Source organism: Vibrio ponticus (assembly GCF_009938225.1).
Classification (GTDB): Bacteria; Pseudomonadota; Gammaproteobacteria; order Enterobacterales; family Vibrionaceae; genus Vibrio; species Vibrio ponticus.
The window spans coordinates 2,195,916-2,213,074 of record NZ_AP019657.1; the positions used below are offsets into that span (position 1 = coordinate 2,195,916).

The following is a 17,159-nucleotide window of genomic DNA, read 5'->3' on the forward strand; positions in this document are numbered from 1 at the left end:
TTCCATTCCTATTTCTGACAGGTTTTGTTTGTAGCGAATTAAGGGCATATTGCAGGGCATAGTGCCCTATTTGCCATCAGGCAAAGCCATTTTGTTGTAAAAATTCCATCGTGATACGTGACTCTGGCGCTTGAGGTTGCTGACTGGTCAGCAGTCGTTCCATATAGCGAGCCAATACATCGACTTCCAAATTCACTTTGCGTCCAACATGGAAGTCGGCAATCGTCGTCTCTTCACCGGTGTGTGGCACGATGGTGAGCTTAAAGGCATTTTTACGTAGCGCGTTAACCGTTAGACTAATCCCATCGACGGTAATTGAACCTTTTTCCGCGACGTACTTACTGATCTCTTCTGGCATCTCTACCCAGAACTCAATCGCTCGGCCAACTTGATTGCGCTCGACAATCTCGCCAACCCCATCAACGTGCCCTGATACAATGTGTCCACCAAAACGTGTGGTAGGCAACATCGCTTTTTCAAGATTCACTTTTCCACCAACTTGATATTGGCTAAAGCCGGTTTTGTTAAGTGTTTCTAATGATAAATCCGCTGTATAACTATGATCGTTATAGGCAACCACAGTTAGACAGACGCCATTAGTAGCAATGCTATCACCGAGCTTAACATCGCTCATATCCAGCTTGCCGCTATCAACAGTAACACTAATATCTTCGCCCTTTGGCGTAATGGCAGTTAGCGTACCAACTGCTTCTACAATTCCAGTAAACATAACTATTGTTCTTTATAGAGTGGTTTCGCAATGATACGAATATCTGGGCCGACTTGAGTAACGTCTTTGATCTCCAAATCGATAACTTGTGACATTGCCGTCAAACCAAGCGCGCCGATCAAGCCACGACCATCGCTTCCCATCAGTTTAGGCGCTAAATAGAGTACCAGCTCATCGACTAAGCCAAGCTTGATCATCGAACTTGCTAACGTCGCTCCGGCTTCCACCCATAAGTGGTTGATGTTGTGATCGGTCGCTAAGACTGCCACTAAATGTTGCAGGTCAATTTGCCCCTGTTCATCGAGCTTAGCCGTCACCTCGCCCTGCTCAGATACACGCAGAATGTCGCCCTCAGTGGCAAACAACTTCAGCTCAGGATGCAATTGATTCTGACGGTCTAAAATCACCCGCAGTGGTTGACGCACTAACTCCGGTTGGTAGCTCGCTTGAACCGATAGCGGTAAATCACTCCATCGCACATTCAGAGAAGCGTTATCATCAATAACCGTTTTGCTAGTAGAGAGAATCGCCCCAGACTTAGCACGCAGTCGCTGCACATCTTGGCGAGCTTGAGGAGAAGTGATCCATTGACTTTGACCATTTGCCAACGCCGTCTGACCATCAAGACTGGCCGCCATTTTAAGTTGCACAAATGGCTTGCCCGTTTCCATACGTTGAAGAAACGCTGGATTTAGCGCCCGAGCGTCAGCTTCTAACAAACCGACCTGTACTTCAATGCCGGCATCACGCAGCATTCCGATACCTCGCCCGGCAACCTGCGGGTTAGGATCTTGCATCGCACAGACCACTCGCGCCACTTTGGCTTTAATTAACCCTTCAGCACAAGGCGGGGTTCGACCATAGTGAGAGCATGGCTCTAACGTAACATAGGCCGTCGCACCTTGAGCACGCTCGCCAGCCATACGTAAAGCATGAACTTCGGCATGAGGCTCCCCGGCTTTGGCGTGATAACCTTCACCGACAATCTCATCCCCCTGAGTGATCACACACCCCACATTAGGGTTTGGTGCGGTGGTATAAGTACCACGCTGTGCAAGTTTGATTGCGCGCAGCATCATGGCGTGATCTTGAGCACTGAATTCAGCCATAATTACACCTACTTAATCTTCGAGTTTCGCGATTTCTTCGCCAAACTCACGGATATCTTCAAAACTGCGGTAAACCGACGCGAAACGAATATAGGCAACTTTATCGAGCTCTTTCAATTGCTCCATCACTAAGTTACCGACCATTTCACTCGGCACTTCACGCTCGCCCGTCGCACGCAACTTAGATTTGATCATGCTAATTGCAAGCTCGACAGCATCTGCGCTCACTGGGCGCTTCTCTAATGCACGCTGCAGTCCACCAACCATTTTATCTTCATTAAATGGTTCGCGGTTACCGTTAGATTTTATTACGCGAGGCATGACTAGCTCAGCGGTTTCAAATGTCGTAAAACGCTCGCTACACGCCAAGCACTGTCTGCGACGGCGCACTTGATGGCCATCAGCCACTAATCGAGAATCGATAACTTTGGTATCGGTCTCGGAGCAAAAAGGACAATGCATATTACCTCCATATCAATGCCAGTAGTGTAGCGGAATTAACAACTTGAATAAAAGAAAAAGGGGCTTGATAGCCCCTTTTCACTGCATATTTCGCATATTACCGCAATTAGTTACGGGAGCTGCAACGATCTTGCAGCGTCGAATATGAGCCGTGTTTAACTGCGCGCCAAGTAGTTGGCTTTACCCACCCACTTATAGCTGGTTAACTCTTCTAAGCCCATTGGACCACGAGCATGCAATTTCTGCGTCGATACAGCCACTTCAGCACCAAGACCAAATTGTGCACCATCGGTAAAACGCGTCGATGCGTTAACGTACACCGCTGCCGAACCTACAGAGTTAATGAAACGCTCCGCATTCTCTAAGCTATTAGTCATGATCGCATCTGAGTGGCTAGCATTGTGCACACGCATATGATCAATCGCTTCAGCCACATCCGCCACCACTTTCACACCTAAGGTGTAGCTTAACCATTCAGTGTCGAAATCGCCTTCACCCGCGTCACGCAGATCTTGAGCGTTACCCAACAGTGCCTTCGCCTTTGGTTCTGCCACCAGTGCCACTTTACCGTTTAGGCGCTCTGCCAACATTGGTAAAAACTCAGCCGCGACTGTTTCATCCACCAGTAACGTATCCAAAGCGTTACACGCCGAAGGACGTTGCACTTTCGCGTTTTCAACCACATCAAGTGACTTAACCAGATCAGCCGTTTGGTCAACAAAGATATGACTGATACCAAAGCCACCAATAATCACCGGAATGGTACTGTTCTCTTTACACATTTTGTGCAGACCAGCACCACCACGTGGGATGATCATATCCACGTAGTCATCGAGTTTAAGTAATTGCGAAACCAATTCACGATCAGGCTTTTCAATGTACTGCACCGACGCCGCAGGTAGACCTGCTTTATCCAAGGCAACTTGAATGACCTTCACCAGCTCCATGTTAGAGAAGAAGGTTTCTTTACCACCACGTAAAATACTCGCATTACCCGTTTTTAAACACAAAGCAGCAATATCAATGGTCACATTCGGACGCGCTTCATAGATGACGCCAACCACACCAAGCGGCACGCGACGGCGAGATAGAGACATGCCATTTTCCAGCACTTTGCTATCGATTTCACTGCCAACAGGATCGTTAAGGCTAATTACGTTGCGCACATCGTTAGCAATCCCCGCTAAACGCGCGTCATTAAGTAGCAAGCGGTCAAGTAGCGCGTCAGTCAGACCCGCTTGGCGACCTAATTCAATGTCTTTTTCGTTAGCAGCCAAAATTGCTGCTGAGTTCGCTTCTAGCTCGTCAGCGATAATTGCTAACGCTTGGTTTTTCTGCGCAGTCGAAGCTGTCGCTAGTACGAAAGCAGCGTCCTTCGCTGCTTTACCCATATTAGTTAAATCCACGTCACTTCCTTACTGTCCTTGACCACTTCAAACTCGCTCTGGCATTCAAACCGCTGTCACCATTGCCCATCTCAAGTAGTTAGGATGAATATTTGTTATTCTTGAATCACGACCATGTTGTCGCGGTGCATCACTTCTGAGCCATAGTCATAACCTAAAATGGTTAAGATATCTTTACTATGGTGACCAAGGATCTTATCCATATCATTACTTGAATAAGCCGAAATACCACGGGCAACTAATTTGCCTGCTTGGTCATTAATGCGTACTACATCACCACGGCTAAACTTGCCGCTTACTTTAATTACGCCTTTCGCCAGTAAGCTACTGCCTTTACCTACCACCGCATTCACTGCGCCTTGGTCGATAACAAACTCACCTGTTGCAGCGGGTCCTGCAAGAATCCAACGCTTACGGTTCTCTAACGCCTCTTCACAAGGAAGGAAACGCGTCCCTTGAGGCTCGTCGCCAAGAGAATCAAAGATTACATTTGGCGCACTACCAGCAGCAATAATCACCTCAATACCTGCACGGCGCGCAATATCCGCCGCTTGCAGTTTGGTTGCCATACCACCTGTACCTAAAGTCGTGCCACTGCCACCAGCGATTTTACGCAATGTGTCATCAATGGTTTTCACTTCTTTAATCAATTCTGCGTTTGGATCTTTGCGCGGATCTGCGGTAAACAAACCTTTTTGGTCGGTCAGTAGCAGCAGTTTATCTGCGCCACATAAAATACCCACCAACGCCGATAAGTTATCGTTATCGCCCACTTTAATTTCGTTGGTCGCAACGGCGTCGTTTTCGTTTACCACGGGAATAATTTCATGCTCGATAAGCGCATTTATCGTGTCACGCGCGTTTAGAAAACGCTCACGGTCATTCAGGTCAGCGCGCGTTAAAAGCATTTGACCAATTTTCATGCCGTAAATGGCGAACAGAGATTCCCAGGTTTGAATCAACTGACTCTGCCCCACTGCGGCAAGCAATTGCTTGCTCGACATCGCGTTGGGCAGTGCGGGGTAACCAAGGTGCTCACGACCTGCCGCAATAGCGCCAGACGTTACAATAACCACTGAGTGGCCAAGTTTTTTAAGCTCTGCACACTGACGTACCAACTCCACCATATGAGCACGGTTTAGTTGTAGCGTACCGCCAGTTAGTACACTGGTACCAAGTTTGACAACCACTGTTTGTGGTTGAGCAACTTTTCCGCATTGTTGATTCGTTGTCATGATAAATTGAATTAATAAAAAACAAGAGCTGTTGTTTTATCAATCAAAAGCGAATTAAACAAGCAGAAAAGGCGCTAATCAGCGCCTTTTTACTAGTCAATGAGGATTATCAGAGTCAAGTTAGACAAATTCGACCGATTCTTTATGCAGCGTCACCTTCATTGCATATTCTTCTTGCAACATCTCTAACAAAGATTGGTGAAAGCTATTTTGGATGCGATTCACATCCGCGACTGCGCTTTTCGGCAAAGATTCCTCAACCCATTCCCCTTTGTTGTTGTACTTACCGATGCGATAGCGCGCAGCAAATTGATTATCTTGTTGTTCAAGTTCCATCCACCACCCCCAGAACTCCCGCTCTTCCGGTGACTTCTTGTCATTGACGCAAACACCTAAACAATCAAAAAGATAGAAACCTTCTTTGCTTTGCGATTCTCGTAGATAAGGACCTAGCGCCCTCAGACTGGATAACAAGCGAAAATGAGTCGGAATCTTGGTCACTTTTGACATATTGACTCTCCATAGTTTTAGTTATTTAGTTAGGCACAAACCCCATGTGCCTAACCTTACTGTTAACTAAATTAGTAGAGAAGTCATCTCATTAACTCATCTTCTAGCCATTTAATCGCCAAATCGAGCGCTTGCTCATATCCTTGTGTAATTGTTTTGGAACTGATTTTCTTCGCTCTACCGTAATCACTAAAAAGTGCCACCAGTTGATTATCGCTCAACGGAGAAACCGGGTCGCCTTCGAGGCTCAAGGCAAGAATAGGCACTCGTGTCTTACGACTGCCCAAGATACCTTGTGCTTTCAAAGACCAAGCACGCATTTGCGCAGACAAACTACCAATTTCAACCACATCTTTACCGATACGAGTCGCTAAAAGATCTAAATACATCTTCGACATCTTCTTGAGCTTTTCAGGCGAAGAGAGAATGTCGTGAATCGGCGCACCAAGTGCGACGCACGCTTTAATCTTGGTTTGCTCCATAAATGACAAACGCACTAAAGCGTTACCACCAAAACGAAAACCAATTAAACCGACACGGTAGTGGTCAACCCATGGAACGGAAGGCAAATGGTCCAATACCGCCTGATGGATACATGAGGTATCTTCGGTCAACGGCCAATGGCTAGAATGACCAATCGATGGCATATCGACGGTTAACATTGCAATGCCTTTCGGCGCGAGATAATCGCGGAATAAACGCCACATATCACTTTGCAATGAATCGAGCCCGGCACTAACCATCACCACAGGCTGAGGTTTTTCTGTGCTGGTTAAATGCAAGTGAGCGATGACTTTTTTATTCTTAAACGGTACTTCGAGGCGCTTAACTACAAAACGAGTTTTCTCAGTTGCTTCTTGATAAGCTTTATTAGCAAGCACCTGGGCTTGCAGCGCTAAATTGTCATTTTTCAGGTGTGGGTAGCCAGCAATGCTAAAGCACAATGACGCGTTAAACAGCTCATCCGCCACCGCTTCGCCTTGTAAGTCATGCGCACGCTTTTGATGCAGCATACCCAATTTAGTCCACTCATAAGTCCAGTTGCCACTGTGATAGCCCATCACGGTATCAAGCCACTGATCATGAGTGCGAGAATGGTTAGAGCCCGCAATACGCGCAAGCACTTCTTCCATCTCAATTGGGTCAATCCCTTGCCAAGTCCACTGCAAACGGTGAAGGTTGCGATACCAGCTGCTGTTGTCTTTCTCACGCATCTCATCAAGTAGAACGCGATTGGTTGGCATATAGCGGGTAAGTTCGGAAGTCTCCTTAGCCTGCTTATGTTTGACAAACAGGGTTTCTGAGAGATTCTTATTATCTGTCTCTGACATATGTAGGTACCTAGCTTTGATGTCTGTAACCCCTTAAAGCTATTAGCTCCTTGAAAATAAGGCAATAGCCAGAGCACGATTTCATTAAGCTTTATCCGTTACAACGGTAAAAAAAATGACCCTTGCGGGTCATTTTATCAATGTTACAAATATTATTTTTGCTTGCGATTAATTGGCTCAACGTATTGAACAACAGTGTCCCATGGTTGCTCAATCCAAGTATCTTGAGCAATATCTACTACGTAATCGTCAAGCAGTGCTGCACCCGATGGCTTAGCACATACAGCAATGAGTTTCGCTTTAGGGTACATTTCACGTAGTTTACGTGCTGTGTCACCACTATCTACTAGGTCTTCTACGATTAGGTAGCCTTCACCGTCACCTTCTGGCGCTTTTAGTACGCTCATATCACGTTGATGATCGTGATCATAGCTAGAGATACAGATAGTATCTACGTAACGGATACCAAGTTCACGAGCTAGAATCGCGCCAGGTACTAGACCGCCACGGCTTACCGCCCAAATACCCTTCCACTGTTCTGCAGGCATTTGTTTTTCAGCAAGTTGACGGCAGTAGTTCTGCATGTTGTCCCAAGTAATAATGAATTTTTTACTCATTGTAATAACCTAATTATGTAATAGTCTTGCGTCCCCTGATACGCATGAGAGCTCCGATGCAGAAACTAGCAGAGTGCGCACAGTTGAATGGGGACAAGCTGCGCAAACGATTATTCTACCCAAACAAACATACAATACCAATGGGGAATTAAAAGAAAAGCCATAGCAGTGTGACCAACTATGGCTTTTGTAATTGTCTAAAATAAAGCACTAGCACCCCGACATGCTAATGCTTGCTGATAATTAGGCAATTAAGTATTTGATGATAAAGATAGCAGATAGTACCCACACGCTGATTGAAACATCACGACCTTTACCGCTAAGTAGCTTAATTGCGGCATAAGAAATAAAGCCAAGAGCAATACCTTCAGCAATTGAGTAAGTCAGTGGCATCAACAAGCATGTCACAACAACCGGTGCCGCTTCAGTTAGGTCACGCCAATCAACGCTGACCAAACCAGACATCATTAAGATCGCTACGTAGAACAATGCACCTGCTGTCGCGTACGCTGGAATCATGCCTGCCAGTGGAGCGAAGAACAGAGCCAATAAGAACAATAGACCAACAACAACAGCCGTTAGACCAGTACGACCACCAGCGGCAACCCCTGCCGTTGACTCAACAAAAGAAGTGGTGCTTGAAGTACCAAGTACCGCACCTACCGAAGTTGCAGTAGAGTCAGCCAATAGTGCTTTGCTTAAACGTGGCAGCTTACCATCTTCTTTAATCAGGTTAGCTTTTGTTGCTACACCAACGAGTGTGCCAGCAGTGTCAAACAGATCAACAAATAGAAAGGCAAACACTACCGAAATCATACCCACTTCAAATACATCAGCGATGTTCATTTGCATCAGTGTCGGTGCAATACTTGGTGGCGCAGACATTAGACCGCCCCATTGCACATCACCAACGACAATACCAATCGCCGTAATAATTAGGATCGCGATCATCACCGCACCGCGGACACCGCGATAAACTAAGCCGATAGTCAGGAAGAAACCAAGAGCTGCTAGCGCTGGTTTAAGACTGGTAATATCGCCACGGCTGACTAATGTTGCTGGGTTATCAACCACGATACCTGCATTTTGCAAACCGATAAATGCCAGGAAAAGACCGATACCCGCAGAAATGCCGGTACGAAGAGAAAGTGGGATAGAGTTGATAATCCATTCACGCACTTTGAAGATACTCAAAGCCATAAATAAGATACCAGAAACAAACACAGCACCTAGGGCAACTTGCCAGGTGTGACCCATACCTAACACAACGCCGTAGGTAAAGAACGCATTCAAGCCCATACCAGGTGCTAAAGCGATTGGGTAGTTAGCCACTAAACCCATAATAAAACAGCCAATAGCAGCCGCTAAACAGGTCGCGACAAACACTGCACCTTTATCCATACCCGCATCAGCTAGCATCGCTGGGTTAACAAAGATGATGTAAGCCATGGTTAAAAAGGTGGTTAAACCTGCGATAATTTCCGTTTTGACAGTGGTGCCATTTTCACTGAGCTTAAACAGTTTCTCGAACATGGTCGAATCCTATAAAATTTTAAGTAAACGTTTGCGTAATCGATTGGCTGGGATTATAAAGTTATCAAATAGCAAATTCCAGATAGAATTATCACTCTAATTAATATTTTTCTTCCAAGAAGTTATCCTCTAGCAGACACATTGACCATTAAATTACTTTTTAGTCATATTTTTCAATAACTAAACTCGAAAAAACTAGTGACGGTAATTTGGTGACAATTCGTACCATGTACTAAACTTTCAAGCGAAAAATAGTCATTAGCGATAAAAAATGCCGCTATATCCTGCATGGACGAGGAGGATTTGGCTTCAGAATGGTAATTTAAAGAGACACAAACTTATGGTTTGTTGCTTTTGCGGGATAAAAAAACGCCACTCAAGATGAGTGGCGGTTGAATCATGTTCAGCTAAAACTGCAGCTGTAAAAAAATTCCAATAATAGGGGTGAACAAACTGTTCAGAAACAAGCTAAAACCTAGTAGCCAAAGCTTGTTGGGTATACAAAGTTACTTGTATAAACAGAGCTGTTTATCCAGAACATTGCACTTGGTAAACCTTTCATGCTATCACCTTTAAATCAATGCAAATAAAACAAAACGTTGATTTCTCGGTTCCTTGGAGGCGATAAATCGGACTCATCCTTTGAGCGTTTTTTCTTCAACTCGTGAAGTTGGTAGTAAATATACCTCAAAGAAAATTAATTACAAGCTCTGGTGTGATAAAAGTCTCAAAAAAAATCAAAATTTGATCTATATCAAATGTTTTATGTAATTAAATTACAGAAATAATACTATTCAGGCAGGTTTTATTTCATAGCGATGAAAACGATTGCTTATCTTAAATCGTCACCAACTCACTTTATTAAACGCTAAATGATAAATACTCTCACCCCTCTACTCTCTTTGTTACGAGAGTGATATGCTAGCTTCCTCTATTTTGTAGGTCAGCTTTAGTGTTTCATTCCAATAAGGAACAAAAGCGTTATAAAGCAAGATTTGACCTTAAGTAATATAAGGAGTCATCCGTGTCTGAGTTCCATTCTGAAATCAGCAAGTTATCACCTGCTCCACTTTGGCAGTTCTTTGATAAAATCTGTTCTATTCCTCACCCTTCTAAGCATGAAGAAGCGTTAGCACAATACATTGTAAGCTGGGCACAAGAGCAAGGTTTAGACGTACGCCGCGATCCAACCGGTAACGTATTTATCAAAAAACCAGCGACGCCAGGCATGGAAAACAAAAAAGGCGTGGTTCTGCAAGCGCACATTGATATGGTGCCGCAGAAAAATGAAGATACTCAACACGACTTTACCACTGATGCGATTCAACCATACATTGATGGTGAGTGGGTTACCGCAAAAGGCACGACGCTAGGCGCTGACAACGGCATCGGTATGGCTTCATGTCTAGCCGTTCTTGCTTCAACGGATATCAAACACGGTCCAATTGAAGTTCTGCTGACCATTGATGAAGAAGCAGGCATGACTGGTGCATTCGGTCTTGAAGCAGGCTGGCTAGAAGGTGACATCCTACTTAACACCGACTCAGAGCAAGAAGGCGAAGTTTACATGGGCTGTGCTGGCGGTATCGATAGTGAGTTAACGCTGACTGTCGAACGTGAAGCAATCCCTGCGGGTTACACTACCCGTCAGCTCGTATTGAAAGGTCTTAAAGGCGGTCACTCTGGTTGTGATATTCACACAGGTCGTGGTAACGCAAACAAACTACTGGGCCGCTTCCTAGCGGGTCATGCGCAAGAACTAGACCTACGTCTGGTTGAATTCCGCGGTGGTAGCCTACGTAATGCCATTCCTCGTGAAGCATTTGTAACGGTTGCACTGCCTGCTGAAAACGAAGCGAAACTGGCGGAGCTTTTTGAGTTCTATACAGAGCTTCTTCGCGCAGAGTTAGGTCGTGTGGAAACAGACATCGTGACCTTCAACCAATCAGCGCAAGCGGAAGCCATCTTTACTGTTGCGACTCAACAACGCTTTATTGCCACTCTAAATGCATTACCAAATGGTGTAGTGCGCATGAGTGATGACATTGAAGGCGTAGTAGAAACATCACTTAATGTGGGTGTGATTACGACTGATGCCGATAAAGTGACTGTATTGTGTTTGATTCGCTCTTTAATTGACTCTGGCCGCTCTCAAGTAGAAAGTACCTTGACTTCGATTGCTGAACTAGCAGGTGCGAAGATTGTATTCAGCGGTGCGTACCCCGGCTGGAAACCAGATGCAGATTCAGAGATCATGCAAGTATTCCGTGATCTGTACGAAAACATCTACGGTCATAAGCCAAATATCATGGTGATTCACGCAGGTCTAGAGTGCGGTCTATTTAAAGAACCTTACCCGAATATGGACATGTTGTCGTTTGGTCCAACGATCAAATTCCCTCACTCGCCAGATGAAAAAGTAGAGATCAGTACCGTGGCTCTATTCTGGGAACAAATGGTGGCACTGCTAGAGAATATTCCAGCGAAGGCATAATCACCGCCCATTAGTATAACTAATCCAAAAAGCCAGCTTGCATTAGCTGGCTTTTTATCAAATAACGATAAATTTCTTTTGTCGTTACGAATAGACATTTTCGTTAGTCACGACGAAATCAGGTTGTTACAGTCCCCCTCCTTGAAGCGTCTTTGGGCAAACCATCTTGCCTTCTTCAAGCCATAACACCGTGTTGTTATGCTGGGAGCACTCCATCCTGGGGTGTCTTATTTCTCTCATGTACTAATCTGTAATAGGTAGTCGCTCTCAAGCGCACATTTCGAGATATCAGTTATTGGCTTTGATGATAAATCGAGCTAATTATAACTAAGCTCTCATTGTGCATGTCTGGTATTCAGACATAGGGCGATAATGTCACTTATTAGTATTAACAAATAACTGAATGACTGCGATGAAGAAAGAAAAACTACTTGTAGGTTGGTGTGAAACGCTAAGCCTACCAGGACTTGGTATTGATAAAATTAACGCGAAAGTTGATACCGGTGCTAGAACATCTTGCTTACACGCGTTTAAAGTAGAGAGCTTCTCAAAGGAAGAGACACAATGGGTGCGTTTTTGGTTACATCCAATCCAGCACAACACGGAAGTAGAAATCGTATGTGAAGCAAAAGTGGTCGATGCTCGCGTTGTTCGCGACTCTGGCGGCCATGAAGAAAAACGCTATGTAATTGAGACTGAAATGAGCTTGGGTGGTCAAACTTGGCCAATCGAAATCACTCTAAATAACCGCGAAAATATGGCGTTTCGTATGCTACTAGGTCGTACCGCTATGCACGGTCGTATCCAAGTAGACCCTGTGGAATCTTTTTTAGTCCCGTTTGAGGAAAACAAATAATGAAAATTGGTATTCTGTCTCGCAACTCGAATCTGTACTCAACTCGTCGTCTGATCGAAGCGTGTGAAGTTCGAGGCCATGAAGTGAAAGTGGTTGACGCTCTGCGCTGTTACATGAATATCAATTCTCAAAAGCCCGAAATTCACTTTAAAGGTGAAGAGCTTTCTGGCTATGATGCGATCATTCCTCGCATCGGTGCATCGGTGACTTTTTACGGCACTGCAGTACTGCGTCAGTTTGAGATGATGGGTGTATACCCAGTCAACGAATCAGTAGCGATCACTCGCTCACGTGACAAACTGCGCTCAATGCAATTGTTATCGCGTAAAGGCATCGGTATGCCTATCACTGGTTTTGCAAGCAAACCAGATGATGTTAAAGACCTACTAGAAATGGTTGGCGGTGCGCCAGTCGTTATCAAACTGCTTGAGGGAACTCAAGGTATCGGTGTTGTTCTTGCGGAAACTCGCAAAGCAGCAGAAAGTGTTGTTGAAGCTTTCATGGGTCTGAAAGCGAACATTATGGTACAAGAATTCATCAAAGAAGCTGGCGGTGCGGATATCCGTTGTTTCGTAATTGGTGACAAAGTGATTGCAGCGATGAAACGTCAAGGTGCAGAGGGTGAGTTCCGCTCAAACCTACACCGTGGCGGTAGCGCATCACTGATTAAGATCACACCAGAAGAACGCCGTACTGCAGTTGCTGCTGCGAAAATAATGGGTCTAAATGTGGCTGGGGTCGATCTACTTCGTTCTGACCGTGGTCCATTAGTCATGGAAGTAAACTCATCTCCGGGTCTTGAAGGTATTGAGGCCGCAACTGGTAAAGACATTGCTGGAATGATTGTCGAATTTATTGAGAAAAACGCGGCAAGTAAAAGGACTAAAACTCGTGGCAAAGGCTAAAAAGAATCGTGCTTTTGAATTTCTCGGCGAATCCGTAGCGCCGGGGGAACGTAAGGTAATCGAGTTAGAAGCGGCCAAGCTTTACACTCATTCACCTTTATCGATTCCAGTCGAAATCATCAACGGCAAATTGGCGGGTCCAATTTTGATGGTAAACGCTGCAATCCATGGCGATGAATTGAATGGCGTAGAAATCGTACGCCAGCTAATCAATACCATTGATGCTAGCAAACTGAGAGGCACGCTTATCGCTGTGCCGATCGTTAACGTATTTGGTTTTATTCACAAGTCACGCTATCTGCCTGACCGTCGTGATTTAAACCGTTGCTTCCCGGGTAGTGAAAAAGGCTCGCTTGCTTCACGTATGGCGCACACCTTCTTCTCTCAGGTAGCAACACAATGTGATTACATTCTAGACCTGCACACTGGTGCAATTCACCGTACCAACTTGCCTCAAATTCGTGCGGATTTGAGCAATGCGGAAACACTGCGAATTGCTCAAGCGTTTGGTACGCCAGTAACGATTGATGCCCCGCTACGCGATGGTTCACTTCGTAGTGAAGCAGAACGTTTGGGCATTCCGGTGCTGACTTACGAAGCGGGTGAAGCACTGCGCTTCGAACCAATCTGTATTAGTGCGGGTTACTTAGGTGTTCAACGCGTGATGCAAGCAATTGGCATGCTTCGTACTAGCCGTAAGAAGATCCCAAATACTGTGATCGCGAAATCGACTAGCTGGTTACGTGCCGAGAGCGATGGTATTTTGCGTACCGTTGTGACGCTGGGTGATCGTGTCGAGAAAGACCAAGTACTTGCTTATATCAGTGCACCTCTTGGTCACAGTGAGATTGAATTGGTTGCGCGCAAAGGCGGCATCGTCATCGGTCAGCAAACTCTACCTTTGGTTAACGAAGGTGATGCAATCTTCCACCTTGCTTACTTTGAAGGTGACGACGAAGAAGCAGAACTGCTGGTTGAAGAGTTTATTGAAGATGTTATCGATGCGGATCTTGAGCCGCTGACAACCGGTCAAATCAATACTCCATCCTAATCACAGCGATTTCGATCTAAAAATGCCCGCATTCGCGGGCATTTTTGTTTCTGCTAATCCATTATCCGAATGAAGCCCAGATAACCGTCGCAACTAGAATTGGGCAGACAAACTTGACGTACGCTGGCCACAATTTACCAAACCAACCTTGAGTAAATTCAGGGTAACCTTGCTCTAGCTCTTTAATCTTAGAGTGACGATTCCAAACCCAGCCACCAAATAGACAGAACAACAATGCCGCCATTGGTTGCAGATACTGAGTCGCTACGGTTGCCACCAAGCCAAACATCTCACCAAAGTTGTAAACAATCACCACGCTAAATAGCGCAATCAGGCCACCTAATACCCAGCTTGTTGGACCGCGTTTAGTATTAAAACGTTCACCCACCAGCGATACTGGACACTCCAACATCGAAATCGAAGACGTTAAAGCAGCAATGGTCAGCAGTAAAAAGAACACCCCTGCAAATACTTGACCCAGTAATCCTAAGCTGTCGAACATCAGGGGTAATACGGTAAATACCAAAGTATCAGAGCTTAATAGCGAGCCATCTTCAGCGTAGATCTGTACCCCTTTTTGCATTGCGACAAACATCGCTGGCATCACAACCAAGCCCGCGATAAATGCCACAGCAGTATCAACCAAAGTTACGTTCATCGCCATTTTAGGCAAGTTTTCTTTCTTACTTAAGTACGAACCGTAAATCAGCATTGAACAGCCGCCAATCGTTAGCGAGAAGAAGCCCTGCCCCATTGCGGCGAGGATCAGCTTACGATCAAAAACTTTTTCAAAGTCAGGTACGAGGTAGTGCTTCAACCCTTCTACTGCCCCAGCTTGAGTCATGATGTAAACAAACAGCAGACCAAATAACACAAATAGTGCCGGCATCAAGCGTGTTGACCACTTTTCAATGCCTTGCTTAACGCCACCTTGTACGATTAGGATCGTGAGAACATAAAAAACAAGTGTACCAAATAGGTTGCGTTCTACACTGAATCCTTTAAACCATGCCGTTGCCGACTCAAAACCAAAAATGTCTGTCACCGCGCCAAATAAGAAGCAAATCAACCAGCCACCGACAATGCTGTAAAAGGCTAAAACCGCACATGGCACGCTAAGACCGATCCAGCCAACCACACTGCCAAGGTTTTTACCTAACGGGTTAGTGGTCAGTGAACGCATGCTGTCTACTGGGTTAGCTTGCCCATATCGACCAATTGCCATTTCCACTACCAACATTGGAAATGCGACCACTAAGATCATCACTAAATAAACCAGTAAGAATGCGCCACCACCATTGCTGGCCGCTTGCGTAGGAAAACCCCAAATATTACCAAGACCGACAGCTGCGCCTGCAGCGGCTAATACAAAACCCAGTCGGGAGCCGAAATGTTCACGGCCAGAAGAAGTTGCTTGTGTCATACCACTCACACAAATATCAATGAACTAGTGAGCTAGTACACTATATCAATTACCACCATCAATCAATACGCCACAGTGATTTATTCTGATTTTTTATTTAATTCGCTCGTGATAACTCTACAGATTAAAAACCTATTAGTGGTGATAAAAACAACAAAGGCGCCTATTGGCGCCTTTTGAAAATGCAATCAACTTAAATTGAGAAGACTTGATAATCTTTCAATTCTGGTATCTTTTTCAGAACATCCTGTTCTTGCTCTGCCATTTGATCCAGTGAATCACAAAACTCTTGCGACTGCTGTTCCGCTTGTTTGGCATGTTCCAGCATACGCTGTTCGATGCGAGCTTTGAGTTCATACATACTTTCAGAAAGCTCGGTTAAGTTGAGCCCTCCATCTTGCTGCATCTTTTCTGACAAGACACCCATTGCGTCCCCCATAAACTCAGAGGTGAAGATTTCTTTCGCTTTAGCAAAATCTTCCGCCCAAGACTCCGTCATCTCGCTAAAACTTTGCGCTGGTAAGATCAAATCACCATCTTTGTAGTAACGCGCTTCAACGTCAGCGTAGAACTCTTTTACGGCTGTTTTAACGTCATCAAACGCGCCCGGTGCATCTAAACTCTGCGCGACATCATCAATTAGATCATTGGCTAACGCGACACTCTCATCTGCCATTTTCTTCGCTTGTGGAATGTAGGCATTCATCTTCTCGCGGTAGGCTTTGATCGCTTGCTCTTGCTCTGAGGTCAGCGCAATTTTCTTACCATCAATAAAAAGGTTGTTGTCGCCGTCTAATTTAGCGTTATCACCATTCGCTTGGGTGATTTCAAGCTGTTCACCATCCAACGAGATTTGGTTTTGCAAATCGACACGGCATTGAGCCGCATAGCTACTGCTGCAAAATAGAACTAAAGATAGGGTAACTAAATGCTTCATGACCTTCTCTCAATCAGTTGTAGAATATATTGTTACTATAACATCTATGCTAAAAATGGATGTTAACGTACTGTCACGATAGCGTAGGCTGTCGATTTGCCACCAATGTTCAGTTCCACTTCGTCATCTTGATACTTACCTTTGAGTAACTTGCCCATCGGCGACTGAGTCGTCAGTAAGTAGATGCTCGCCTGTTGATGCTCGACTTCCAATCCCCCTGCACAGGGGGCGATGAAAAAGCGCTTTATGGCTCCTTGTTCGTCCTCTACCTCAACATAAGCCCCTACTGCGATGGCTTGTTGATCGAAGTCTCGCAATTGAAGCTGGCGCATCAGATTGAGTTCATTCTCGCTCTCTTGAACACGCATTGCTTGTCCATGGGCAAGGTAAGAGGCTTCTAATGCCAAAGTGTCATATTTATGCTCAGGCACTGTTTCTTCATCAGTCGCGGCATCAATGGCACGCTGAGTGGAAGAACGCGCTATCTCTAACTTGTCTTCCAAAGCGATGACGATAGCGTCAAGGATTGCTTGTTTATCCATATCTAACGAAATTAAGAA

16 protein-coding genes are annotated in these 17,159 nt (G+C 45.2%); 4 read left to right on the forward strand and 12 right to left on the reverse strand.

All coding sequences use genetic code 11. From position 1 onward, the window contains the following. Positions 1-76 precede the first annotated feature (76 nt). The 9 genes from GZN30_RS09750 to GZN30_RS09790 form a co-directional block, all read right to left on the reverse strand. Positions 77-730 (reverse strand): riboflavin synthase, encoded by a 654-nt coding sequence (locus tag GZN30_RS09750; RefSeq protein WP_075649524.1) that lies wholly within the window; start codon positions 728-730, stop codon positions 77-79. Between the two features lie 2 nt (positions 731-732). After that, positions 733-1,839: a bifunctional diaminohydroxyphosphoribosylaminopyrimidine deaminase/5-amino-6-(5-phosphoribosylamino)uracil reductase RibD gene (gene ribD, locus GZN30_RS09755; protein ID WP_075649525.1), complete on the reverse strand. Its 1,107-nt coding sequence runs from the start codon at positions 1,837-1,839 to the stop codon at positions 733-735. 12 nt (positions 1,840-1,851) lie between these two features. Then, on the reverse strand, positions 1,852-2,301 hold the full coding sequence (gene nrdR / locus GZN30_RS09760; RefSeq protein ID WP_075649526.1) for a transcriptional regulator NrdR: 450 nt from the start codon (positions 2,299-2,301) through the stop codon (positions 1,852-1,854). Between the two features lie 155 nt (positions 2,302-2,456). Then, the gene (locus GZN30_RS09765) at positions 2,457-3,707 is read right to left on the reverse strand and encodes a glutamate-5-semialdehyde dehydrogenase (protein WP_075649527.1); all 1,251 of its coding nucleotides are present in this window, start codon (positions 3,705-3,707) and stop codon (positions 2,457-2,459) included. Between the two features lie 95 nt (positions 3,708-3,802). Next, positions 3,803-4,942 (reverse strand): glutamate 5-kinase, encoded by a 1,140-nt coding sequence (proB, locus tag GZN30_RS09770; protein WP_075649528.1) that lies wholly within the window; start codon positions 4,940-4,942, stop codon positions 3,803-3,805. A 120-nt stretch (positions 4,943-5,062) separates the two neighbouring features. Then, a complete protein-coding gene (crl, locus tag GZN30_RS09775; protein WP_075649529.1) occupies positions 5,063-5,452 on the reverse strand; it encodes a sigma factor-binding protein Crl in 390 nt (129 codons plus the stop codon). Between the two features lie 83 nt (positions 5,453-5,535). Beyond that, entirely contained in the window at positions 5,536-6,783 is a 1,248-nt protein-coding gene (frsA, locus tag GZN30_RS09780; RefSeq protein WP_075649530.1) for an esterase FrsA, read from the reverse strand. A 152-nt stretch (positions 6,784-6,935) separates the two neighbouring features. Beyond that, positions 6,936-7,400, reverse strand: a complete 465-nt coding sequence (gene gpt, locus GZN30_RS09785) for a xanthine phosphoribosyltransferase Tet(34) (RefSeq protein ID WP_075649531.1) — start codon at positions 7,398-7,400, stop codon at positions 6,936-6,938. 243 nt (positions 7,401-7,643) lie between these two features. Beyond that, positions 7,644-8,933, reverse strand: coding sequence for an NCS2 family permease (locus GZN30_RS09790; RefSeq protein WP_075649532.1), 1,290 nt, complete (start codon positions 8,931-8,933; stop codon positions 7,644-7,646). A 1,024-nt stretch (positions 8,934-9,957) separates the two neighbouring features. On the opposite strand from GZN30_RS09790, the gene GZN30_RS09795 reads away from it, so the two are divergent. The 4 genes from GZN30_RS09795 to GZN30_RS09810 all read left to right on the forward strand — a co-directional run bounded on the left by GZN30_RS09795 (position 9,958) and on the right by GZN30_RS09810 (position 14,239). Continuing rightward, positions 9,958-11,427 carry an aminoacyl-histidine dipeptidase gene (locus GZN30_RS09795; RefSeq protein ID WP_075652704.1) on the forward strand — a complete coding sequence of 490 codons (1,470 nt, stop codon included), beginning with the start codon at positions 9,958-9,960 and terminating at the stop codon, positions 11,425-11,427. 412 nt (positions 11,428-11,839) lie between these two features. Further along, entirely contained in the window at positions 11,840-12,283 is a 444-nt protein-coding gene (locus GZN30_RS09800; protein ID WP_075652714.1) for an ATP-dependent zinc protease family protein, read from the forward strand. After that, the gene (gene rimK / locus GZN30_RS09805) at positions 12,283-13,188 is read left to right on the forward strand and encodes a 30S ribosomal protein S6--L-glutamate ligase (protein WP_075652705.1); all 906 of its coding nucleotides are present in this window, start codon (positions 12,283-12,285) and stop codon (positions 13,186-13,188) included. The genes GZN30_RS09800 and rimK overlap by 1 nt, the downstream gene beginning before the upstream one ends. Then, positions 13,175-14,239 (forward strand): succinylglutamate desuccinylase/aspartoacylase family protein, encoded by a 1,065-nt coding sequence (locus tag GZN30_RS09810; protein WP_075652706.1) that lies wholly within the window; start codon positions 13,175-13,177, stop codon positions 14,237-14,239. The genes rimK and GZN30_RS09810 overlap by 14 nt, the downstream gene beginning before the upstream one ends. A gap of 61 nt (positions 14,240-14,300) precedes the next feature. Here the strand turns inward: GZN30_RS09810 and GZN30_RS09815 are convergent, their stop codons facing one another. From GZN30_RS09815 to GZN30_RS09825, 3 genes are all read right to left on the reverse strand, one after another. Then, the gene (locus GZN30_RS09815) at positions 14,301-15,662 is read right to left on the reverse strand and encodes a sodium-dependent transporter (RefSeq protein ID WP_075652707.1); all 1,362 of its coding nucleotides are present in this window, start codon (positions 15,660-15,662) and stop codon (positions 14,301-14,303) included. A gap of 193 nt (positions 15,663-15,855) precedes the next feature. Beyond that, a complete protein-coding gene (locus GZN30_RS09820; RefSeq protein ID WP_075652708.1) occupies positions 15,856-16,599 on the reverse strand; it encodes a YggN family protein in 744 nt (247 codons plus the stop codon). A 62-nt stretch (positions 16,600-16,661) separates the two neighbouring features. Beyond that, positions 16,662-17,141 (reverse strand): transcription elongation factor, encoded by a 480-nt coding sequence (locus tag GZN30_RS09825; protein ID WP_075652709.1) that lies wholly within the window; start codon positions 17,139-17,141, stop codon positions 16,662-16,664. Positions 17,142-17,159 lie beyond the last annotated feature (18 nt).